The organism is Leptolyngbya sp. GB1-A1, assembly GCF_039962475.1.
GTDB lineage: Bacteria > Cyanobacteriota > Cyanobacteriia > Elainellales > Elainellaceae > Leptolyngbya_A.
The window spans coordinates 15,726-38,699 of sequence record NZ_JAMPLI010000020.1 but is presented as its reverse complement, the minus strand read 5'-3'; the positions used below and the strand labels follow the sequence as shown (position 1 = coordinate 38,699).

Below are 22,974 nucleotides of genomic sequence, written 5' to 3'. Positions count from 1 at the left end.
TGTCGCGATCGCCGTATCTAAAACCGCAGATCACAACTATAGGAGTGAAAAGATGTGGGGGCATGATTCTCAGGAGTTTTGCCCCTGCTTTCTTATTGCTTCTGCACTCTAGAATCTACGAGCGGTCAGTTTACGAGCAGTCACTTCAATTTCGATCTTCATGCGCGGGTCGGCAAGTCCGGCAACAAACATGGTGGACGCAGGACGCACATTTTCAAAATACCGCCGAAACACACTCCAACAAGGCTCAAAGTCAGCGCGATCTGGCAGAATGTAGCGAACCCGCACCACATCTTGCAGCGTACATCCTGCTTCAATCAGGGCAGCATTGATATTTTGAAAACACTGCTCGGCTTGTTCAACCACATTGTCAGAAGTGGTCATCGTTTGATAATCAAATCCAGTTGTCCCAGAAACAAAAACCCAACCTCCATCCACAACTGCTCTGGAATACGCGACTTCCCGCTCAAACGATGAACCCGAAGAAATTAGCTGACGGCTCATTTGCGTTTAATGCTCCTTTTGAACGACCACACAATTTTCTGAATTCCAGGAAAGCGTTAGCGTTTCATCCGATCGATCGCCTCCGCTATAAAGTTCTGTCACCATCAGCATTCCCAAATCAGTCTTCGCTTGAATCTGCAACGATTGACCAATATAGGTAATTGATTCGATCGTTCCCCTCACCCGGTTATCAGCAGAAGCATTTTGATTGATCTGAATTCGTTCTGGACGAATCATCAGCGTCACTGTTTGATTAATCTGGATATTTTGATCAGCGAAGCGGTCACGGGGTAGGCTTGCTTTGAGCAACTGACCGTTAACTTCGACGATCGCCATTCCTTCATCCACCTGCTGTACTGTTCCCGTGAGAAAATTCGCTTTGCCGATAAACTGCGCCACAAACAGCGAAGCCGGACGATTATAAATTTCCTTTGGTGTCCCGATCTGTTCGACTTTGCCCCGGTGCATCACGGCAATGCGATCGGATAAAGCCAGAGCCTCTTCCTGGTCGTGCGTTACATAGATAAAGGTGAGATTGAGCCGACGCTGAAGCTCTCTTAGCTCTTGCCGCACTTCTTCTCGAATTTTGGCATCCAGCGCAGAAAGCGGTTCGTCCAACAACAATACTTTCGGACGGCTGATTAATGCCCGCGCCAACGCCACCCGCTGCTGCTGACCCCCCGAAAGCTGAGACGGTTTTCGATCGCCCAATTCCTGAATCTGAAACATTTTCAGCGACGCTTCTACCTGGGGCGCAATCTCAGCACGGGGCAGTTTGGCGATCGTTAGCGGATAGGCAATATTTTCGGCAACGGTCATGTGCGGAAACAGGGCATAGTTTTGAAACACCGTATGCACATTGCGGCGATAGGGCGGCAGCGTCGTCACGGGTTCTCCGCTAATGTACACCTGTCCATATTCCGGGATTTCAAACCCACCGATCATTCGCAGCGTCGTCGTTTTCCCGGAACCGCTCGACCCTAGCAGCGAATAAAACTCTCCCGGCTGCACGTCGATCGTTACATCCTGCACTGCATAAACTTCACCCTTTGCTGATGGGTAAATCTTGCTGACCGACTCCAGGTAAACGACGCTTTTCGCCTTCATGTTTTTCTCCTGACTTCTCCCTATCTTAATTCGCCGCAGGTTAGTCCGCGGGGGAGGTTCGCTGGCTCAGCAGCACCAGTACCCCACTTCCCAGCAAAATCAGCGTCGCGATCGCCGCAATTTCCGGCGTAATATCGGTTCGCAGTCTGCCCCAAATCTCCATCGGCAGCGTATTATCTTGTCCGGTGAGGAAGATTGTCACAATTACCTCATCAAACGACAGCGTAAACGCCAGCAGCGCACCCGCCACGATCGCACTGCGAATGTAGGGAAACACAATGTCAATAAACACCCGCCCCGGCAGTGCCCCCAAATCATAAGCAGCTTCCTCCAGACTGTGGGGAAACTGACTTAATCGCGTCACGATCGGACCAAAGGCAACAGGCAGCCCAAACACCACATGACCCAGAATCACCGTCAAGAGCGATAGCTCAAACCCTAGGTCTGACAGGTACGCCAGCATTGCCACTCCGGTCACAATTCCCGGCAGCAAAATCGGCAAATTGAGCGCGATCCGAAAGGCATTTCTGCCAAAAAACTGATACCGATATACTGCAAACGCCGCCAGCAAGCCCAAAACCGTTGCCAGAATCGTCGCCGTCGCTGCCACCTTGATCGAATTGATCAGCGCGACCTGCAAAGCCGTGTCTCGAAGTGCAGTCTGATACCAGTTCAGCGTAAATCCTTTGAAGGGCAGCGACAAAATGCGCGATCGGTTAAAACTCATTAGCACCAGGACGGCGATCGGCAAATACAAAAACACAAACACCAGCACTGTCCAAATGCCCAGCAACCAGGGTTTTGGTTGAGACCGAGGCAATTCCCGTACAGCTTGTTTGTTCATAAACTTGCCCCTTTGCGAAGGGCGATCGTCAGCCCACTAAACACAATGGTCATCACCACCAGCGCAAACGCTGCACCCAGAGGCCAGTTATACGCTACGCCAAACTGCGATGCAATCAGGTTGCCCAGCATAATCCCGTTCGGACTGCCAACTAGACTCGGCGTAATAAAATCGCCCATGGTCAGCGAAAACACATTGATCGACCCTGCCAGGACGCCCGGTGTGACCAGCGGCAGAATAATCCGTCGAAACGTCGTCCAGGGGTTTGCATTCAGATCTGCCGAAGCTTCCAGCAGCGAATTGGGCAACCGCTCAAACGCAGTCACGATCGGCAAAATCATAAACGGCAGCCACACATGGGCAAACGTCAGCAGCGTCGAAAACCGGTTGTAGAGAAACAGCGAACTCGGCTCGTGTAAAATGCCCAGCGACAGCAGCGCCGTATTCAAAACACCGTTATAGCCCAGAATAATCTTCCAGGCAAAGACGCGCACCAAATAGCTCGACCACAGCGGCAAAATCACCAGCATCGTTAGCAGCCCGCGATAGCGTCCGCCGTGCTTTGCAATGAAGTATCCCATTGGCAGCGCGATCACCGCATCTATCAGCGTCACCCCCAGCGCAGTCAGCACCGTTCGCAAAATTACCGTGCGGTAGGCAGCGTTTGTGGCGATCGTCTGAAAATTTTTCAAACTCAGCGTCTTGACAATCTCAAACGATTCCAGCTGCCAGACACTATAAATCAGCAGCAATCCGAGCGGAATAAAATACAGCAGCGACATCCACAGCAGGGGCGGCAGCAAAGATGCATATAGCCCAGTTTGATCAGAACGAGGCGATCGAGCAGGAATAACAGTCACAGAAGTTTGAGCAAGAATTTGAGCAGAAGTTTGAGTAAGAATTTGAAGAATTTGGGTGAACTAAAGCAAAGATAAAACAGAGACTTTAGCTCGCCTATTTCCTCATCCTAGCTTGCCCCCGAATACGGCATTTACAAAGTTCGATTGTGTCGCAAAAACTAACCAATCGTTAAGTTAGACAAGCTCCGTTGTGTCTTTTTGCCCTCCGATGTCTACTTCCTCTGTGTTTAGCAGAATTGCCTTAATAGAATAACCTCAACAGCATAGCCATCTCGCAAAAATTCTTGTAAAGTTCCCTGCAAAATTTGTTCTGCTTTGCCAGCCTGCCTAGCTTCTTCAGGCACAACACAACCTGAACAAATCCATCCATCGTGTCATACAGTACGGTCTAAAAAGGCTACCCAATTGGGTGAATTGCAACCGGAATACGCAGCCTACTATGTAACCAATCGAACAAGCTGTTCGGTTCGACCGATGAATCAACAACGAGTAAACCATTTGTTTTTTTGGAGAAGCACTATGACGACTGCAGTACAGCACGCTAAACCTAAACTCCTTGCATCTGGTGAAGGGGATATGCATACTATGCTGACTCACACACTCGTATGGAAGCTAACTGGAAATGATACGAATGGTCAGTACGCTATGTTTGAGATGATCGATGCGGCGCATGGAGAACCACCACTCCATAGCCATCCTTGGGAGGAAACGTTTTACATCCTGGAAGGCGAACTCGAAGTCACCTTAGGTAGTCGTAAGCATGTTGTTACAGCAGGTGCAGTGACCCACATTCCTACAAATGCTGTGCATACCTTTAAGGTGCTTTCCCCGATCGCTCGTGTTCTGATCATCGTTTCACCTGCTGCCGCTGCCGAATTCTATCAAGAAGTTGGTGCAAGAATTACTAGCTTTCCACCTGATCGAACTGTTTTAGAGGAAATCTTTACTAAGTACGATTTGCAGCTTTGGTAACCCATTAAGGAACTCATACTGAAGTCGTTCGGAGAATTACGATTTTGACGACAGAAGCCCGAGGGGATATTCAACCCTTCATTGCCCTTAGACAAGGATTGAAATAGGCTGAATATCCTGGATATCAAATTAAAATCGCCACCCATGACACGTTTCAAGAAATGGTGCAACTGCTAGTCACCCAGGCAATCGCTGATTCTGGGGCAGTTTGTCAGGATAGTAATGCAATCATTTTTACAGGTACAGCAGTTTGGGGTAGGACATCGCTGAAGCATTAGGAAGGGTATGTCAAATCGTTTGTGTCAGGGTGCAGGAAGCTAGATTGGCAAGCGATCGCCCAATTCAGTCGCAAAACTCAGTCGCAAAATGGTTGAGAGCAGGTTTCCAATCCCGAATTAGCATCATCCATTTCTTTGTCCATTTCTTTGCAATGTTGTGAATTGCCAGGATACCTGTAACGAAAAGCAAAAGCCTAAAAAATTCCTCTGCCTCATCCATTGGGAAAGAACAGAGGAATTTGAAGTTTTTTGAAGCTTGTAGCAGGATCAGATTTGGCTAAACGCTAGGAGCGAACCTCATTCCACACCTGCACCCACTGGTCATAGTTCGGCACACTCTGCCACATCTTGATCTGTCTATGCAGCGACAAATCATCCATAAATAAAGCGTGAGCACGGTCTTTGCCGATCGCCTCAGCCCCTAACTCGGTCGCGCCCGAATATCCGGTCACATCCATCACGCCTTTTTGCCCCTCGCCGCTGAGGATAAAATCAACCCATTCATAAGCTGCATCTTCGTGGCGCGAATTCTTAGAAATCATCCAGGAATCTGTCCATCCGGTCAGTTTGCCTTTCGGACTCACCGTTCCAGCCGGAAACCCTTCAGAGCTGAGCTGCGTATAAGTGAGGGGCCAAGCATGGGCAATCACCACCTCTCCCGACTGAAACAGATTCGCCAGTTCTCCCGCCGTCGTCCAGAACTTTCGCACCTGAGGACGCAGTTCCAGCAGCTTCGCCTTCACTTCCGCCAGATCCTGCTCGCTCAGATGATAGGGATCGGGCTTGCCCAACCACAGCGCAACATCGGCGATCGTCATCGGGTTATCCGGCAGCGAGATTTTCCCGGCATACTGCGGGTCAAACAGCACATCCCAGCTCTTCGGCTCCGAGCTAACCTTCTCCTTGTTGTAAACCATGACATTCGGACCCCAGGCAAACGTTACGCCATAGGGTGTGCCATCAAACGTATTCCAGTTGCCGCCGCGAAACGACGAAAATACTGAATCGTAATTTTTCAATTTGCTGGGGTCGATCGGCTGCACTAAACCTGCCCGATACAGCCGCTCCGTAATATCACCCGACGCCGAGATAATGTCATAATTGCGACCTTTTCCGGTACGAAACTTGGCAAACATCTCGTCGCTCGATCCAGCATAAGTCGCCTTCACAGCACAGCCCGTTTGCTGCTCAAAAGTCTGAGCAAAAGACGAATCGGTGTAACCTTCCCAAACGATCGCCGATAAAGTGCAATTTTCTGCCTGAGCAGCAGGCACGCCTAAGACAATCGCTAAAAAACTGAGAACTCCGGTTAAAAGGAGTGCCTTGAAGCGGTACAACATAAACCTTTCTCCTGATCGAAATCGAAACCTTGCAGCCCTCAACTCTTCAATACCAGAAGGCTTCCTATTGATTCAAAGCCCCCAACAGTAGAGAATTTAGGGGGCGATATAGCACCTAGAACACGGCTCAACCACTCTCCCAAAACTCAACCTTCAGAATCAACGGCAAATTAGCCATCAAACACCACCGAGTGCCATGCCTTCTTCTGATCGCCCGTAATATCAAACATGACGTGCTTAACGATCGTGTATTCCTCCAGCGCATAGTACGACATATCCTTACCCATGCCGCTTTGCTTAAAGCCACCGTGTGGTAGCTCGCTGGCGATCGGCAGGTGATCGTTTACCCAAACCGTGCCAAACTCTAGGGCTGCCGTGACCCGCATCGCTCGCTGCACATTCGTCGTCCATACACTGGCTGCCAGTCCGTAGGGAATATCGTTGGCTAGCTCGATCGCTTCGGCTTCATCGGTGAATCGATTCACCACAATTACCGGACCAAAGATTTCTTCCTGCACACAGTTTGCCGCCTGAGGCGCGTCCACCAGAATTGTTGGCGGATAAAAGTAGCCTTCTCCTTCGGGCAGCGTGCCACCCGTTGCCACCTTAATTCCCTGCTGACGCGCTTCTTCCACGAACCCATGCACTTTAAGTCGCTGAGTTTCACTGGTGAGCGGACCAATATCCGTATCCTCAGCAAAGGGCTGACCAAACTTAATTTGCTGCGTTAGCTCGGTCAGGCGGCTCAAAAACTGATCAAATACCTCATTTTGCACATAGATTCGGGTTGCTGCCGTACAGTCCTGTCCCGTATTCATAAACGCTGCCGGAATCGCACCTCTTGCAGCCGCTTCAATATCCGCATCGCTAAACACCACAAAGGGAGCCTTGCCGCCCAGCTCCAGCGTGACGCGCTTCACCATTGAACTCGCCAGCTCTGCAATGCGCTTTCCGGTTCGGGTACTGCCCGTAAAGCTAATCATGCGCGTGTCAGGGTGGATACAAATCGCTTCTCCGACTTCGGCTGCGCCCGTCACCACGTTGATCAGTCCGGCGGGCAAGCCAGCATCCAGCGCGATTTTAGCCAGCTCGATCGTCGTAATAGGAGTGTTGGGAGCAGGTTTAATCACGGCTGCATTTCCCGCTGCCAGTGCCGGAGCCAGCTTCCAGATCGCCATCATAAACGGGTAGTTCCACGGCGTAATCGCGCCCACAACCCCAATCGGCTCTCGCCGGATAAAGCTGGTAAATCCGCCTACATACTCACCTCCGGCAACGCCTTCTTGCCGCCGCACCACTGAAGCAAAATAGCGCAGATTGTCGATCGCAAATGGGATATCGCCGCCCAGTGTGAGTTTTAGAGGTTTGCCCGCATTCTGGCTTTCCAATCTTGCTAATTCGTCTGTTTTTGCTTCCAGCGCATCAGCAAATTTCAATAAAGCAACGCTTCGCTCTCCCCAAGAACGAGCTGCCCACTCTTTCTGGGCCACTTTTGCCGCTTTCACTGCGCGATCGACATCGGCAACTGTTCCCCAAGCCACTGATGCAAACGGCTTTCCCGATGCCGGATCAATCAAATCTTCACTGCCCGTCGTGATAAAGTCACTCCCAATCACCATTGGGTAATGCGTTAACTTTTCCATAACATCACCTGAAGTTTAAAAAGTTCAAGAATTAACACAACGCTCTTTGACTCTAGATCATTGCCGAACGTTTGACAGAAGACGATAACACTTATCACAGCTTGTACAGGTGTTGCTAGATACTCCTTTCAACTCATTACACCCAGGCAGACTTTCTTTACAAACGGACATCTAAACGAGTGGCTTCAATTTGTTTTGAGAGAGAACGCAAGCTCAAGCGATCGTCCTCTGCATCCCCCAATTCATTCTCCGTTGATTACAGTCGACCACTCATTTGACAACTGATTTCACAGCCAAACAGATAAACCAATCACAACAATTTTTATTGTTTTTAAGATCAACTTTCGCTTCAATCTGCGTCACTCTAAAGAACGCCAGAACACAAGATTTTTTTATAAATAGCAGCTAACTGAATGAATTTCAGACGGAGCGGGAGATAGGAGGATGTTTAAAAAGCCATCATCGTGACCCAAACCACCCCTCTAACGGGCCAATTCTGGAAGGGGAAACGAACGGCTCGGAGGAATATCCAAAGTCCCTCAAAGCTGGGGGATTTAGGGGACGATGCAGCACTTTTGGTTCCTTTAAAGCAACCTTGAAGAAAAAATGGAGCGATTCTGCCAGCAGCGAGAGTGGGCAGCTGAAAAAGAGATGCTGAACTGAGAACGCATCCTTATCCCTTTGCCCAAGCCCAACTGCCGATCGCCCAACTGCAACAGGTTATGCAGAACGCTAGCGGTTTAATGAATTGATAGAAACTGGCAGCGGATCAACAAAGATTCAGTGAGCCAATCCGTTCGTGAATCTAGTAAATCGCTCTACCGCGATCGTGTTTTGCAATAATCCAGATGGCATGAATAATGCCCGGAATGTAGCCCAGCAGCGTGAGCAGCAGGTTAATCCAAAACGCGCTGCCAATCCCAACCGTCAGGAACACGCCCAGAGGCGGCAGAAAAATCGCGCAAATAATGCGAATCAAGTTCATCTCTTCCTCCAGAGGTTTGATTAAAACAGAACTATTTTCCATCCTAGATAGAGATTTGCAGTTTAGCAGGGCAAGCTCTCAAACGCGAGTGTCTTTTGCTGAGCTGAGCGGGCTGCGCTATCGTGAAGAAGTGTAACTGCTCGATCGATTTGCTCTTTATCTGTTATTCGGCCAAAGTTACCTGCTTAAAGCTATGACCGCAATCCTGCCTTCTGGCATTCGTGAGCGCGAAATTATCGAAGTCTTTATCCGGCACGGATGGGACTATATGCGCCAGGTTCTCACACTGGGCAAGGGCGGCGAACCTGAGATTCCAGCTCCTGAAGTTTTGTGCAATATTCTGACCGATCTGGGCCCGGTTTACGTCAAGCTGGGACAGTTGCTCAGCACGCGCCCCGATCTGCTCTCGCCCCGCTACATTGAGGCGTTGAGCCAGCTCCAGTCCAATGTGCCGCCCGTCCCCTGGGATGACATTGAGATCGTGCTGCGCCAGTCGCTTCCCCAGCCGTTTGAGGAGCTGTTTGAGTCGGTGAGCTTTAATGCGATCGCCGCCGGATCGATCGCCCAGACTCACAAAGCCATACTCAAGAACGGACAGCCCGTTGCGATTAAGCTTCAGCGTCCTGGTATTGAAGCCGTCGTTGCGCGAGATATTGCCGTATTTCGGCGAATTGCGGCACTGCTCTCGACCACTGACTTTGGCAAACGCTACAACATCACCGACCTGGCAGACGAGTTTAGTAAATCGCTGCAAAATGAACTCGACTTTACCCAGGAAGCCACCTACACTGACGATCTGCGCCGCAACCTGTCGAAAAGCCGCTGGTTTGACCCCGATAAAATTGTCGTTCCCAAGGTCTACCATGAGCTGACCAGCAAAAGAATTCTGGTGCTGGAATGGCTGGATGGCGTACCCATTTTGCAGGCAAAGCTAAAAGGCATTGGCTTTAACGGCGACCCAGAAGCAGAACGCCGCGCCTTTACGACAACAGTTTTTCGGGCATTTTTGCAGCAGTATCTTGTAGACGGCTTTTTTCACGCTGATCCCCACCCTGGCAATCTGTTTTACCTGGAAGATGGCAGAGCCGGAATTCTGGACTGCGGCATGATGGGCAACCTCAATCCCAGAATGCAGTCGCTCATGGTGGAGCTGGTGCTAGCAATTATGGATCTCGACCCCGAGCGCTGTGCCCAGATTTCGCTTCAGCTTGCCGACCGGATGGATCAAACCCAACCGATTAACCTGGCGAAACTTCAGCAAGACTACGATCGCCTCCTGCGCCAATACTACAGTCTCAGCCTGGAAAACCTGAACGTGGGCGAAGCGTTTGGGCAAATTCTGGAAGCAGCCCGGATCAACAACTTGCGCTGGCCCAGCAACGTAGGACTTTTAACCAAGTCGATCGCCAACTTAGAAGGCTCAGGACGCAAGTTCGATTCAAACATCAACCTGATGGCAGAAGTCCGTCCGCTCATGAGTGACCTGTTTCGCCGCCAGTTGGTCGGCAACGACCCCCTACAGTCTGCTCTGCGAACCGCGCTGGAATTCAAGCAGTTGTCTCTCGACTCGCCGCGCCAGGTTGCCTTCCTGCTGAATCGTCTCACCTCCGAAACGCTCAAGCTCAATCTCTCAATTCAGGATCTCAATGCCTTGCGCCGCACGATCGCTGAATCTGCCAATCGCCGCTCGTTTAGTACCGTAGTGGGTTCGCTGATCATCGGAGCCGCGATCGTCGCCAGTGGACAACAAACACCCCAGCTTCAGTTGCTCAGCAACATCTTCTTTGCGGCTGCCAGCCTGCTGGGCTTGTGGCTGATCGTGACGATTATGCGATCGGGCAGATTTGAGTAAGGTGACGCTAGTTATATTACTCGACTGGATTTAATAAAAGAATTAAACCGCCCGCCGCACCCTTCCTGATTATTGGTGTTCAGCGGTTTGACGAGCGGTATGGTTGGCGAGCCAGCGATGCAGGATCATCATGACGATCGCCAGTGGCACCATCAGCATCGGAATGATTTCCAAATTGATTTTGTCTGCCAACCAGCCAACTACGGTGGGAATACTCACCGCTCCAACACTGCCCACGCTCGTTAAAAAGCCGATCGCCGCTGGAACCAGCGCAGATGGAACTCGACGGGGCATCAGCCAAATTGTGGCTGGGAAAATAGCAGCCAGCGCGAACCCAATCAGCGGCAAACTCCAGAGCTGGCCAGGCAAGAGCCACCAAATCAGCAGACCGACGGTGAGCAAGGCGAGAGACGCATCAATGAGCCGAATTGCGCCAATGTGTCTTATCAGTTGCCCCATTGTTAATCGTCCCAGCGTCAGTCCAAACCAGTAGGCGGTGATGCTATATCCTGCGATCGCAACGGATGTACCGCGACTGAGGGTTTGCACCGTAAAAGCCCAATTTCCTACAGAGACTTCCGTACCCACATAGACAAGCAACAGCAGCCCTGCGACTAACACAGTCGGTTCTTTTAATGCCAGATGCAGATTGGTTCTCGCGCTTTGATCAGAAGGCAGAGCGGATGAATCCATAAACGAATGACGCTGGGAAACGACCCACACCATGCCAATGGCTAACAGCAGCACCATTCCAGCAAACACCCAATACGCCGATCGCCAACTCACTCCCTGCGTTAGCAAAATTGTCGCAATCGCCGGACCTGAAAGTGCTCCAATGCCATAAAACGCATGAAGCAATCCCATCAGATTGCCGCTGTCCTGTTTATCGGCAATGAACGTGTTAATGCCTGCGTCAATCAGCCCAATGCCCAATCCTAGCAGCGTTCCGGTGAATACCATGACCCACCAATAGGGCGTTGAAGCATAGATGCACAGCGCGGTGGTGACACTCACGGCTGCCAGCAAAATCATTCGAGCCAGCCCGATGCGGTGACTCAATAAACTGCTGGTAAGGGCTGCCACCACATAACCGCTAATTTGACTAAAAAACAGGGCGGTTACGGTTGCTGTCGTTAGGTTGTAGGTATCTAGAATCGAGGGCAGCAGCACGCCCAAACCACCTTCTGCGATCGCGATCGCAATAAAGGCATAAAACGCTAGTCCAACACCAATCCAACCAGGAGGAGCGTTGCGCTTCATGATGGTTCCCTCAGACTCCGCATGTTAATCGATTGCCCAGGGAGGACTGCTTTGCACCGCATTTCTGCTCACCAAGCTGCTGCCACCTCTAGGTCGCTGTCTTTATTCACGATGCGATATAAATTGCAACGCTCATTCAATCAGCCCTCAGTAGAAATAGATCAGGCATTGCCCAATGTCACTTCCACAGGTAAGCGGGCGGTTCAGGTCAGGGTGCTGCTGCTTGCCTGACAGGAAGCTTTACGACAAATTCTGTTCCCTTGCCCGGCTGAGACTGGCAAAGTAAATGTCCCTGGTGCTTCTTCACAATCTGGTAGCTAATGGATAGCCCCAATCCCGTGCCTTGCCCAACGGGTTTAGTGGTGAAAAAGGGATCAAATAATTTGGCTTCAGCCCGCTCTGGAATTCCTCGTCCGTTATCTTTGATCGACACTGCAACCCAATCCTGATCAATACAGCTGGTTGAGATCGTAATTACAGATGATGCATCCCTTTCGATCGCAGCAGCTTGTAATTCGTCGATCGCATTACTGATCAAATTCATAAACACCTGATTAAGCTGTCCGGCGTAGCATTCTATAGGGGGGAGTTTACCATAGTGTTTCTCAAGGCGAATCGCAGTTCCCGAAGTTGCTGGCTTCAAGCGGTGCTGCAAAATCAGCAGTGTACTTTCCAATCCCTCCTGCAAATCAACCAATTTGACTTCAGATTCGTCTAAACGCGAGAAATTTCGCAAGGACAAAACGATGCTGCGAATTCGATCTACCCCAATTCGCATCGATGCACAAAGCTTGGGAACATCCGCTTGAATGTAGCTGAGGTCGCTTTCCTGAAGCTGTTCGCGCAGAGCGGGCATCGGATCAGGATAGTGGTGTTGATAAGACTGGAGGAGTTCGAGTAGGGTTTGAGTATATTCCTGAAGCGGTGCTAAATTGCCGTAAATGAAATTGATCGGATTATTGACTTCATGAGCAATGCCCGCCACGAGTTGTCCCAGGCTCGACATCTTCTCGCTTTGAATTAATTGAGTTTGAGTTTGTTTAAGTTCTTCTAACGTATTTGCAAGCTGTTTTGATTGATTCCGAATTTCGGATAAATATTCTGCCTGCTGAAGCGCGACTCCGAGCTGCAAACCAATTTGCTGCATTAGCGCAATATCCAGATCTTCCCAATTGCGCGGACCTGAGTTTTGGTAAGCGGCGAGTAATCCCCACAGTTTCTCACTCTGGACGATCGGCACAATTACATAGGCTCTTGCCTGATAAAACTCCAGCACCTCCAGGTAGCAGGGTGAAAAACCTGCTTCATAAACATCTTTGACCACTCGTTGAGTTGACCCCTGCCCATAGTGCCCGCCCTGCGTATCTTGCAGATAGGTATCTACCGAGCGACAACCCAATTTTTTCACAGTGCAATCGCTGATATTGTCGCGTGATGCTGAGTTGTCGAGCTGCTTTTCTAGCAGAGCATCCCAACCCTTTGCAACCGATTCCGCCACAAACTCCCCGCTCCAATCCGCCTCGAACCGATAGATCACCACGCGATCGGTGTTTAGCAGATGTTGCACTGCTTCGGTTGTGGTTCTAAAAATCGTTTCAATATCCAGTGAGTCGCGGATTTTTGCCACAATTTGAACAAACATGGTCTGCCGTTCGACCAGCCGCTCTAGCTCGGTATTTGATCGTTCTAACTGCTCCGATCGGTGTTTCACTTCTTGAGTGCGTTCCTCGACCTGCCGCTCTAAGCTGGCATTCAAACCTTGCACCTGCTGATACAGACGATATTGCTTGATCGTGGCTGCAAACCGTTCTCCCAAAACCTGAGCATATTTAATCTCTGCTGTTGTCCACTCCTGTGCCTGGTCTTTCTTCAATTGCCTCCACACTTCAAACGATTGCCGCGCCATTAACTGACGAGTATCAGGATTGTGATACCCCGCCCATAGTGTCTCGGTATCAATGCTCCGGCGAAAGAAAGTGAGACAGCCCAGGATTTGGCTGCCTTGCCTGAGCGGAATGATCAGGGCACTGCGAATCGTCGTGTTGCTAAAGAAGGGGGCAAGCGTACGAAATAAAGGTTCTTGATAAATGTCGTGAATTGCCCAGCAGGAAGCCGTAGTCGCGATCGACTGAGCGGGTTTTCCCAGTGCGTAAACGGTACGCATCCATTCCACTGACCAGGGCTGATGGCCCGTCGCATCTACAGATGTATCCATTCCTGAACACATATATTTCTGCCAGAGTAAATTTTCCTCGATCGATCGCTGCTGAATGGAATCAAGCAGGGCAGGCTGCTCACCGATCGTATAAATTTCTCTGGGGGACTCTGTGGGTAATTGTTCACTGGCAACGAGATAAAGCCTGCCGTCTGCCTCCAGCGAACTTGCTGCGGCTTGAAGGACATCTTGCCAGTTCACCATTGGCGAGGTTTGCAGCAGCGCAGTGACCTGATTAATATTGGATTCCTGGTGCGCCTGGGCACGAACGTGGTCGAGCAGAATCGACTGGGCAATGACCACCTCCACCTGATCCACCACCGCCTGAATGAACTGCAACTCTGTCTCGCTTACCGATCGCGGTTCAGCATGATGAGAAACCAGTAGCCCCCAGAGCTGATTCGGCGGCTGGAGCGAGGGGGGGTGGTACGGACCTGCCGCTTCGCCTTCTAAAACGATCGGAACCACGACTGAAGATTGGACACCCATTGCCATCAGGTACTCTTGATGGCACGGATCAACCGGACGATAGCGAATATCTGTTTGATCGATCAGATCCCCGGTTTCCGGGCAATTCAGCGGACTGATGCCGATCGCATGGGTACTCAAATCCACAACACTACGCTGGCGTGCCCGCACAAACAGTTCGCGAGCATAAGGAGGAATATCATCCGCCGGAAAATGCAGCCCCAGCAGCGAAGGTAAGCGATCACTACTCAGCGACTCGGCGATCACAATTCCGTGCCCATCCGGTTGAAATTGATAGACTTTTACGCGATCGGTTCCCAGATAGGCTCGGACTTCAGCAACGGTCGTAGTTAAAATCTCTTGAAGCTCCAGGGATTGCCGGATGCGATTGGTAATACGGAGCAGTAAAGTTTCTTGAGTAAAAGAATGATCAGAATTCGGGAACGACAGCATAGAGTTGGCACTAAAATTGTGCGTGGTTTCTTAAGGCTAGGATTCCCAACTATTCCAAGAAAGAGTTGCCCTGCTCCAAGAAAGAGTGCCCTGCCAATGAAAGCGAAACCTTCCTAGCAGGGCTGCATTGAACTTCTGTTGAATCGCTTTCGCCGATCGTTTCAAGTTCGGGCGAGTTTGAGTTCGGAGATTTTCTCAGACCTAAACGCGACTCGAAATGCCAACGAGCTGAGTGGGTATCCCGTTGACCACCACTGTTCCTAGCTTCGCTGCTGCACCGCTAGTCAGATTGATGCTATACAGGTCAGAACCCGACATTCCATAAGCCGTGTTGCTCAGGTTACTGTCGGTGAAGATATCAAAACCAGCACTGGGGCTGAAATCAACACCAAGCGCACCCACGGTTGTAAGATTACCAGGAGCAGGCACAACGGCAGCAGTCACTTCAGCCAGACGCACGAGGGCATCCAGAGTAGTGTCGATACCATACAGGGCTGTAGAGGTCGAACCTCTGAAATTGTTGCTATAGGCCAAAGCCGTTACGTTAGGATTTTGGGCAGCATTGGCATCCCCTGTTGCATAGGCAAGGGCTGTATCCATAACAACGGTAAAGGTATTGGTTGAGCCGGATACTGGCGTCAGGACACGATGTTCATCGGCATCGGTGACCACCCGAATGTTGCCGCTGGTGGGGTCGCAGTCCAACCCGATGGCTGTGCCTGTCAGGGCAAGTGGATTGGTAGATGTCCCAGTAGAGGGCGTGGTAGAAGTTGTGCCGGACGTGGACAGCGTCATTGCGATCGCCGCCCCTGTTGCTACATCGATTTTGTAGAGCTTGTTAGCACTGCTCAAACCAAACAAGTCACCCGTTGAGGACTGGAAATCGACTACCTTTAGCGTTTCTCCAGCAGCCAAGCCTGTAATGCCCAGTTGAACCGTGTCGGTGGGGCGATCGGGGTTAAACGCAACCACATTCGTGCCCTCACTGGTCAAGCCAAATAGCTTTAGTGGAGCAGAGGTAAAGCTGAGATTGTAGCTGGTTGAAGCGTTTGCGCCCGCAGTGACACGCACATAATAAGTGCCACCCTTTAGGCTCAGGTTGACCAGATCTTTTGCGGTTCCTGGGACATTTGAACTGCCAACCACCGTCCCGCTCTGATCCAGCACTTCCAAATTGGCATCAGCTGCTAAACCATCTAGCACTAGATTGAGGCTGCTCGGCGATGCGATATTCACTTTGTAATAGTCGTCTGAATCTAGCACACCAACATAATCTTTGAAGACACTGACACTGGGACTGGCGGAAACAACACGAGCCGCACTGACATTGTTGCCGCTAAAGTCGATCGGCACTGCATCAAACTTCAGCTTCAGCTTATAATCAACGCTTTCGCTTTTTACCTTCAGGCTCAGCTTGACAAAATATTTGCCCGTATCCAGAAGTTGAAGGCTGTTGTTAGAAATTGTGATTTGCTGCTGATTGCTGTCATACAGCTCAATTTCCACATCATCGCCGAGGCTTTTCACGAAGCTGCTAAAACTGCTTTGTTGGGTCAGATTAAATTGATAAAACCCAACTGGGCTGTCGCTGCTGAGCGTCCCCGAATAGCGGTAAGATCCCTTAAGCTTCAGCTTTTTGGAATTGATCTTTAGTGCTTCTTTGCGGGTGCGTCCGGGTAGCTCGATTGCAGAAGAATCACAGGAATACTCAATTTCTGTTGCTTCGGTTTCAGTGTCTTGTTCAAGCGATCGAATCCCCAGAAAGTAGAGTCCTGCCCTCAGCGTTTTTTTAATCGACAGCGGGCTGTTTTGAACTCTGGAACGGGTACGAAACTTTGAGTTATTGTCGTCGTCATCGTCGCCGTCATCATTGTCTGAAACCGAAATTTGATTGCCTCGACGATCGAATAAAGCTAGCTCAACATCGTCATCGTCAAGGTTGAGAGCACAATCAAATTTGCTGCGTTGCTTGAGCTTAAATTGATAGATATCAAATTCGCCAGAGGAGCTGATTGCTCCATTAAGATTAAGCTTTCCTTGATCGAGCTTAACCTTAATTGCCTCTGAAAATTTGTAGCCTGAATCTTGCGCCATAGGTCTTAACCTTCCTTCGCATCCATAAATTGAAGCTGCCAGGAAACAACTTCCTGAACTAATGCCTGAGCAACACAGAGCCGCCTGAAAAAGACATAGAAATTCCCTAGCTGCTTGTCAGAAAGCAACGATTGGAATCAAATAATTTCTGGATTCAGGCAATTTCTTTGCTAGAGCTAATCATGCCCATAAACGCATCAAAATTTTCAAACTCAAACTTTTTTTGCCATTGTTTGTGCTGAAGGAAAGCATTTACAAGCCTGTTTTTTTCACTATCGCTATTCCTCATTTGTAATCCTTAGAATTCATCGATCGTGCTAATCCCTGCACACGACCCAATTGCCTCAATTCACCGATTATTTCGGAGGGAAAGCGGCTCTGTAAAAAGGCAATAAAAAAGGCAATAAAACGTGCGATCGAGCTGGGGTTTTTAGTGAGAACCCGCACAACGATGTGCTACCGCATAGGCAGCATCCCACTTTTACAACCCTCCCCCTCAATCTCGCTGCCGCTAGTCTCCTGTTGGGGGCGAGGGACTTATTGAAGGGACTGGCAGTTCCCTATCGGATGGGGGTGAGGGGCGGTTTGGGACTCCACCATTCATCCTTGGATTCAGCAGTGCTCACTTTGCTTTTACCTGAAGGAGAACAGTTAGGAATCCTCGTCCTCAATGACGGCAGATCGATCGAGCAACAGCAAATTCCTCAGCGCATCGGTATCTAGCTCTGTCAGCCAGTTTTCCCCAGTTCCCACAACCTGTTCCGAAAGGGCTTTTTTGCTTTCAATTAGCTCATGAATGCGCTCTTCCAGCGTACCGTTACAGACAAATTTATGCACCTGAACGTTGCGCTTTTGCCCGATGCGGAAGACACGATCGGTTGCCTGGTTTTCGACTGCGGGATTCCACCAGCGATCGAAGTGAAAGACATGATTGGCGCGGGTAAGGTTGAGTCCAACGCCGCCTGCTTTAAGGGACAGAATAAAAATGCGCGGAGCCTGCGGATCGTTCTGGAAGCGATCGATCATTTCTTCGCGCTGTTTCTTGGCGGTGCTGCCGTAGAGGAAGAACACATCGCGGCTGAAGCGGTCTTTCAGATAGGCTTGCAGGAGTTTGCCCCATTCAGCGAATTGGGTGAAGATCAGGGATCGATCGCCTTCTGCCAACACTTCTTCGAGCATGGCTTCGAGCCGCTGCACTTTGCCGGAGTGGGCATCGAGGTGAGCCGCTTTAGACATCGCAGTCTCGTCTCCGAGCAGAGCCGGATGGTTACAGATTTGCTTCAGGCGGGTAATCAACGCGAGGATTTTACCTTTTCGCTGGATGCCCTCGGCGGATTCGATGTCGGTCAACGACTGCTCGACAAATCGCTGATACAGGTCGGCTTGCTCAGAAGTCAGCCCACAAAAGACGGTCATTTCCTGCTTTTCGGGCAGGTCCTGAATAATGGAGCGATCGGTCTTCAAACGGCGCAGCATAAAGGGCTGAACGAGCGATCGCAGGGTTTTAAGCGAAGCAGTATCACCGTATCGTTCGATCGGGATGGCAAACCGTCGCTGGAAGAAGTTTTTGGGCCCGAGGTAGCCCGGATTGAGGAAATCCATGATTGACCAGAGTTCTGCCAGTCGGTTTTCGACGGGAGTTCCGGTGAGGGCAACGCGAAACTGCACCTGGAGCTGCCGCACTGCCTGCGATTGTTTGGCGTCCGCGTTTTTGATGTTTTGCGCTTCGTCCAGCACGATGCCTTGCCAGGAAACGGTTTGCAGATCTTTTAAGTCGCGATAAACGAGCGGATAGCTGGTGATGACGAGATGGTTGCCTTTGACGGCTTTGGCAAAAGCTTTGCCCTGCGAGCGTTTGTCACCGTGATGCACAAGAGTTTTCAAATCGGGCGCAAATCGCTTTACCTCTCGTTCCCAGTTGCCCAGCACCGAAGTGGGACAGACAATTAGCACCGGGTCGGTCAGCGCGTCTTGTTCTAGAAGGTACAGCAGAAACGCAATACACTGGGGGGTTTTTCCTAAACCCATATCGTCAGCAAGGCAAGCTCCCAAGCCCCACCGCTCCAGAAATGCCAGCCACGAGGCTCCCCGCACCTGATAGGGACGCAGCTCTCCCTGAAAGGCTTCGGGAACCGGGATGGGTTCGACGCTCTGGTTGCCTTTGGTCAGCGTATTCACCAGCTCTTGCAGGGCACCAGATGCTTCAAAGCCGAGGACGGGCAGTTTTTCGATCACCTGGGTATCCCCTGTGCTGATCCGCAGTGCGTCTTCTAGCGACAGAGCCATTTGGTCTTTGCGGCTCTCAAAGAAGGTTTGGGCGGCGCGGATATCCTGCGATCGCAGCTCGACCCATTCGCCGTTAATTTCCACCAGGGGCGTGTTGAGGGTGACGAGGCGATCGAATTCGGCTTTGGAAAGTCGCTGTCCGCCGATCGTCAGTTCCCACTTAAAGTTCAGCAGGCTTTGCAGCCCGAGACGCTGACTGGGTTTAAGTTTGGGCGTTTCTGCCTGAATTCGCAGTCCGAGTCGATTGGCCCATCCTTCCTGCTGGGAGAGACTGGGCGGCAGCACTACACCGAAACCGCTATCCTGCAATCGCCAGGCAGTGGACTTGATAAATTCATACACCTGGAGCGGATTCAAGAGACAGGACTGGGGCTGTTGCTGCTGAAGGCTCGGTTCCAGCAACGGATACAGGCGCGATGCTAAGCCTAAGCCTGCCAGCAACGTTTCCTGGGGGGCGTCAATCGTCCGTCCCAGATATTCCAGCCGCGCCACCGGGTTCTGCCAGACGGTGCGGGCACTAACGAGAAATTCTGGGTCATTCGTTGCCTGCAAGAAATATTCCAGCGTCCAGTCCTGCTGACCTTCCCTCGGCGGATGCAGATAGAAACAGGTGCGAAAGGCGGCAATTTGCTGGGAGAGATAGGGCTGAACCGGAGCAAGCCACTGTTTCAGCGTGTTTTGCAGGCGATCGAGCCTCACCGGATCGGCGGTCAAAATTGGCTGTGTGCCCGATGCCTGAAGCCATTCCTTCAGCGGCAGATCTTTAATCAGGGTGGTGGTGGGCAGCGGCGTGACGGCAGCAACCGACCGCAACCGCGTATGAGTCGCCTGATTGAGAAAGTTCAGCAGCAGCGTGTGGGCATCGATCGGAGAAACCGAATTTTCTAGCTCTTCACAGGACAATTCCAATTCATCAGTCCGGCAGAAATAAGTGCGACAGAGGGGCGGCATCTGACGGGCAAACTGCTCCAGGCGCGCCTGATCAACTGCGCTATCGATCAACACCTGCCAGTGAATGATCGCCCCATCGTCCTGCGGCTGAAGCAAAGGCAAAAACTTGGCGCGTGCCATCAGGTCTAAATGCCAGCGGCGGATGTGCGACCAGAAGCGCAAATCGGCTCCCATCCAGGACGTGAGATCGTCATTCACGGAACTGAGTGGAAGGGACTGCAAAAAAGCGAGGGCTTCATCAATCGTTAAGCGAATACCCTGCACCTGCCAGGTTTGAAGCTGAAGTTCAGGCAAATTTTCTGAGGATTGAGATTCTTCGGGCAAGACATCTGCTACTGAATGCTGGGGCAGTACCGCAGGCGAATTGTGTTCAGGGTCTTCTGAAGGAAAAAGGTAGGTGGGTAGGGCGATCGAAACCGACTGCCAGCGGGGGGAGGACACAGGTTCTACAACCGTAGCAGCTCGTTTACGGGAACGGCTTCCGGTTGGGATCAGCACTTCCAGCGCAAATTCGGCAATCGTCCAATTCAGGGTACGGGCTTGGTGCAGCGATCGCAGCCAGTCGCGCAGCTCTGCCTCGGTCATACAAAACGGGTTGAGGCCAAAATCAGTTACGCCTGAGTCGATCGCCCCTGAGTGACCTTCACTGACCGAGGAATGACTTTGCATCGGCTCAACGCGCCGCCAGGTTTCTCCCCAAAGCAAGAAATATTGATCTGCTGCATCGGGTTGCGGGGCTGCATCGCTGGGAAAGGAACGGTGAGTAATCCAGTTGCCGTGTAGAATTGCCATGCCAGCAAAGGTTTAAGGCGAAGGGGCGAGGGCTGCTTCACCGCAGAGCAGTAGAGCAGTTCAACAAATTTGCTGATCCCTTCCTTAACTTTGAGTCGTTCTACAAGCTTGTAGAATTTTGGCAGCATGCGCCAGGGCAGCAAATTTAATTGGGCAGATGGAATCAAGCCTCTTGAAATCAAGCATCCTGAAATCAAGTCCCTTGAAATCAAGCACATTGAACCAGGCAGCTTCGATCGTGCAGAAGCTTCTGCCATTCAGCGAAACCCTGCTCATTGCTAGAGTACTCTTTGAGAGAACACTCAGAACACTCGATCGCAGCCGCTTCACTCAATCATGCAGTCTTGATCATGCAGTCTTGCCTGCCAGGATTGCTTCATTTTACATCGCTCCTCTGAAAAGGAAAGAGGAAGCCCCTTCGACCCCAGCATAAAGACTAATTCATGACAAATTCACTGCGGCTTGCTTTAAGCTGAGTTTGCAAATCCTTATCCCGGCGTGAAATCACTTTTGCCGGAACGCCCACTGCCACTGAATAAGGCGGAATATCCTTTGTCACCACTGCCCCTGCCCCGATCACACTGCCCCGTCCGATCGTCACGCCATCCATCACTTTTACGCCTGTCCCTAACCAGCAGTCGTCTTCGATCACAATGCCTTCAGTGGTCACGCCCTGAAGTACGATTGGGCAAGTCAAATCATCAAAGTTGTGATTGTTGGCATAAATGCCTGTGTGGGAGGCGATCATACATTGCTTGCCGATCTTGATGTGTCCCGGACCTGCCATGCACACATAGGGACCAATGTAAGTTCCTTTGCCAATTTCCACCAATCCATTTTCCAGGGAACGAATATCAACGCCGCGATCGAGACCGACATTTTGATGCAGCACAATCTGGCTATTGTTTGACATGGTGCTCAAGCGAACCCCGCTATCAAGATGGCAATCTGCTTCAAGCACGATCGAATTATTTTTACCGCTTGCATCAAGGCAAACGTGATGAGTCAGATATACACCCTCGCCAATTTTGATCTGATTGGGCTGGCGCAACTCCACGCCGTAGTCAATCATCACCGACCGACCCAATTGGTTAAACAACTGCCGATAGGCAAAACCCCGGAACACGATCCCTGGCTTACGCGGAATCCAGCCCAGAGCCGTTGTAAGCAGCAGTTCCTTTAACCGTAACCACGTTGCCGACGCAGCAGAATGAGGGAAAGCCATCGTTTTTCTCCAGATTTCTCAATGTGTTGGTAAATAGATAAATAAAATCAACCGGAAATTAATGAGAGCCAGATTGAACCAGAGCTAAATTTATCCGTCATTCGTTATTCGTCAACGATCGATCACGCATTATCAATTGGCTAATCACCCATCATGAATGATTGTTAATCAATAACCGTTAATCAAAAATCAATAATCAGCAACTAATAACCAATGACAGCATATCTGTGTATTCATTCCTGTTTCCTTGCTGAAGTGAAAGGCATTAACCAATAAAATAGACACGATCGAGGAGAACATCAGGTACAGCAGCAAAAACTACTCCATGTGGAATTTAGCTAAGGCCGTAATCCAGTAGCCTGTCACGATCGTCCCCAGCACCAGTAGCCCGACCAGACTATGCAATGCCCGCCGCAGTACAGGCTAGTAAGGTTGTCCCGACTTCAGGTTTGACCCGGTGAAGTTTGCATGAGCGAGATCGATCAGGGCTTGCTTTAAAGCTGCCTGACCAGATTCATAGCAGTCATACATCCAGTAGCCTGTCACGATCGCCCCCAGCATCAAGAGTTCCATTAGGCGATACAACAGCCGCCGCAGTGAAGGTTGGTAATGTTCTAGTGACAGCAGATGGTACGACATAAAATTTGAACCCGATAGGATTTGAATCAGGGATGAAACAGCTTGTAAATTTACAATGACAGGCGGCGATAAAATTGGTATGAAATCGAGCAATGTGGTTTCTGCCAGAACCCAGAATCAAAGTCCTGGTCAGGCTCAAGAGCTTTTCCATTCCTGGTTTCTACGAAAGTGAAAAAGGCTGTATAAGCGACTGTACAAGTACTGTA

At 50.6% G+C, this 22,974-nt stretch carries 15 protein-coding genes; 2 read left to right on the top strand and 13 right to left on the bottom strand.

Annotation, left to right across the window (positions count from 1 at the left end; translation table 11 throughout):
- Window positions 1–108 precede the first annotated feature (108 nt).
- The 4 genes from NDI45_RS18020 to NDI45_RS18005 are packed head-to-tail and all read right to left on the bottom strand — an operon-like array spanning window position 109 to window position 3,315.
- Window positions 109–504 (bottom strand): RidA family protein, encoded by a 396-nt coding sequence (locus tag NDI45_RS18020; protein WP_348248165.1) that lies wholly within the window; start codon window positions 502–504, stop codon window positions 109–111.
- A 6-nt stretch (window positions 505–510) separates the two neighbouring features.
- Complete coding sequence (locus NDI45_RS18015; RefSeq protein WP_190793475.1) at window positions 511–1,611, bottom strand: ABC transporter ATP-binding protein; 1,101 nt, start codon at window positions 1,609–1,611, stop codon at window positions 511–513.
- 40 nt (window positions 1,612–1,651) lie between these two features.
- Window positions 1,652–2,455 (bottom strand): ABC transporter permease, encoded by an 804-nt coding sequence (locus NDI45_RS18010; protein ID WP_190793476.1) that lies wholly within the window; start codon window positions 2,453–2,455, stop codon window positions 1,652–1,654.
- Complete coding sequence (locus NDI45_RS18005; protein WP_199296723.1) at window positions 2,452–3,315, bottom strand: ABC transporter permease; 864 nt, start codon at window positions 3,313–3,315, stop codon at window positions 2,452–2,454. The genes NDI45_RS18010 and NDI45_RS18005 overlap by 4 nt, the downstream gene beginning before the upstream one ends.
- Window positions 3,316–3,834: 519 nt before the next feature.
- Between NDI45_RS18005 and NDI45_RS18000 the strand changes: the two genes are divergently transcribed.
- Window positions 3,835–4,287 carry a cupin domain-containing protein gene (locus NDI45_RS18000; RefSeq protein ID WP_190793477.1) on the top strand — a complete coding sequence of 151 codons (453 nt, stop codon included), beginning with the start codon at window positions 3,835–3,837 and terminating at the stop codon, window positions 4,285–4,287.
- 562 nt (window positions 4,288–4,849) lie between these two features.
- Here the strand turns inward: NDI45_RS18000 and NDI45_RS17995 are convergent.
- The 3 genes from NDI45_RS17995 to NDI45_RS17985 all read right to left on the bottom strand — a co-directional run bounded on the left by NDI45_RS17995 (window position 4,850) and on the right by NDI45_RS17985 (window position 8,533).
- Window positions 4,850–5,905, bottom strand: coding sequence for an ABC transporter substrate-binding protein (locus tag NDI45_RS17995; RefSeq protein WP_348248164.1), 1,056 nt, complete (start codon window positions 5,903–5,905; stop codon window positions 4,850–4,852).
- 170 nt (window positions 5,906–6,075) lie between these two features.
- The gene (locus NDI45_RS17990; RefSeq protein WP_348248163.1) at window positions 6,076–7,548 is read right to left on the bottom strand and encodes an aminobutyraldehyde dehydrogenase; all 1,473 of its coding nucleotides are present in this window, start codon (window positions 7,546–7,548) and stop codon (window positions 6,076–6,078) included.
- Window positions 7,549–8,353: 805 nt separating this feature from the next.
- Window positions 8,354–8,533, bottom strand: a complete 180-nt coding sequence (locus NDI45_RS17985) for a YqaE/Pmp3 family membrane protein (RefSeq protein WP_190793481.1) — start codon at window positions 8,531–8,533, stop codon at window positions 8,354–8,356.
- Window positions 8,534–8,726: 193 nt separating this feature from the next.
- On the opposite strand from NDI45_RS17985, the gene NDI45_RS17980 reads away from it, so the two are divergent.
- Window positions 8,727–10,385, top strand: coding sequence for an AarF/ABC1/UbiB kinase family protein (locus NDI45_RS17980; RefSeq protein WP_190793482.1), 1,659 nt, complete (start codon window positions 8,727–8,729; stop codon window positions 10,383–10,385).
- 69 nt (window positions 10,386–10,454) lie between these two features.
- Here the strand turns inward: NDI45_RS17980 and NDI45_RS17975 are convergent, their stop codons facing one another.
- From NDI45_RS17975 to NDI45_RS17950, 6 genes are all read right to left on the bottom strand, one after another.
- Window positions 10,455–11,645, bottom strand: coding sequence for an MFS transporter (locus tag NDI45_RS17975; protein ID WP_348248162.1), 1,191 nt, complete (start codon window positions 11,643–11,645; stop codon window positions 10,455–10,457).
- 208 nt (window positions 11,646–11,853) lie between these two features.
- Entirely contained in the window at window positions 11,854–14,781 is a 2,928-nt protein-coding gene (locus tag NDI45_RS17970; protein ID WP_348248161.1) for a GAF domain-containing protein, read from the bottom strand.
- A gap of 201 nt (window positions 14,782–14,982) precedes the next feature.
- A complete protein-coding gene (locus NDI45_RS17965) occupies window positions 14,983–16,875 on the bottom strand; it encodes a DUF4394 domain-containing protein (protein ID WP_348248160.1) in 1,893 nt (630 codons plus the stop codon).
- Between the two features lie 651 nt (window positions 16,876–17,526).
- A complete protein-coding gene (locus NDI45_RS17960) occupies window positions 17,527–20,904 on the bottom strand; it encodes a DEAD/DEAH box helicase (RefSeq protein WP_348248159.1) in 3,378 nt (1,125 codons plus the stop codon).
- Window positions 20,905–21,340: 436 nt separating this feature from the next.
- Complete coding sequence (locus tag NDI45_RS17955; RefSeq protein WP_348248158.1) at window positions 21,341–22,129, bottom strand: acyltransferase; 789 nt, start codon at window positions 22,127–22,129, stop codon at window positions 21,341–21,343.
- Window positions 22,130–22,552: 423 nt separating this feature from the next.
- Window positions 22,553–22,768 carry a hypothetical protein gene (locus NDI45_RS17950; protein ID WP_348248157.1) on the bottom strand — a complete coding sequence of 72 codons (216 nt, stop codon included), beginning with the start codon at window positions 22,766–22,768 and terminating at the stop codon, window positions 22,553–22,555.
- Window positions 22,769–22,974: the final 206 nt, after the last annotated feature.

What these genes read in the sequence shown, in the direction of transcription:
- NDI45_RS18020 (WP_348248165.1), bottom strand. Translation starts at nt 504, where the DNA reads ATGAGCCGTCAGCTAATTTCTTCGGGTTCATCGTTTGAGCGGGAAGTC.
- NDI45_RS18015 (WP_190793475.1), bottom strand. Translation starts at nt 1,611, where the DNA reads ATGAAGGCGAAAAGCGTCGTTTACCTGGAGTCGGTCAGCAAGATTTAC.
- NDI45_RS18010 (WP_190793476.1), bottom strand. Translation starts at nt 2,455, where the DNA reads ATGAACAAACAAGCTGTACGGGAATTGCCTCGGTCTCAACCAAAACCC.
- NDI45_RS18000 (WP_190793477.1), top strand. Translation starts at nt 3,835, where the DNA reads ATGACGACTGCAGTACAGCACGCTAAACCTAAACTCCTTGCATCTGGT.
- NDI45_RS17995 (WP_348248164.1), bottom strand. Translation starts at nt 5,905, where the DNA reads ATGTTGTACCGCTTCAAGGCACTCCTTTTAACCGGAGTTCTCAGTTTT.
- NDI45_RS17990 (WP_348248163.1), bottom strand. Translation starts at nt 7,548, where the DNA reads ATGGAAAAGTTAACGCATTACCCAATGGTGATTGGGAGTGACTTTATC.
- NDI45_RS17985 (WP_190793481.1), bottom strand. Translation starts at nt 8,533, where the DNA reads ATGAACTTGATTCGCATTATTTGCGCGATTTTTCTGCCGCCTCTGGGC.
- NDI45_RS17980 (WP_190793482.1), top strand. Translation starts at nt 8,727, where the DNA reads ATGACCGCAATCCTGCCTTCTGGCATTCGTGAGCGCGAAATTATCGAA.
- NDI45_RS17975 (WP_348248162.1), bottom strand. Translation starts at nt 11,645, where the DNA reads ATGAAGCGCAACGCTCCTCCTGGTTGGATTGGTGTTGGACTAGCGTTT.
- NDI45_RS17970 (WP_348248161.1), bottom strand. Translation starts at nt 14,781, where the DNA reads ATGCTGTCGTTCCCGAATTCTGATCATTCTTTTACTCAAGAAACTTTA.
- NDI45_RS17965 (WP_348248160.1), bottom strand. Translation starts at nt 16,875, where the DNA reads ATGGCGCAAGATTCAGGCTACAAATTTTCAGAGGCAATTAAGGTTAAG.
- NDI45_RS17960 (WP_348248159.1), bottom strand. Translation starts at nt 20,904, where the DNA reads ATGGCAATTCTACACGGCAACTGGATTACTCACCGTTCCTTTCCCAGC.
- NDI45_RS17955 (WP_348248158.1), bottom strand. Translation starts at nt 22,129, where the DNA reads ATGGCTTTCCCTCATTCTGCTGCGTCGGCAACGTGGTTACGGTTAAAG.
- NDI45_RS17950 (WP_348248157.1), bottom strand. Translation starts at nt 22,768, where the DNA reads ATGTCGTACCATCTGCTGTCACTAGAACATTACCAACCTTCACTGCGG.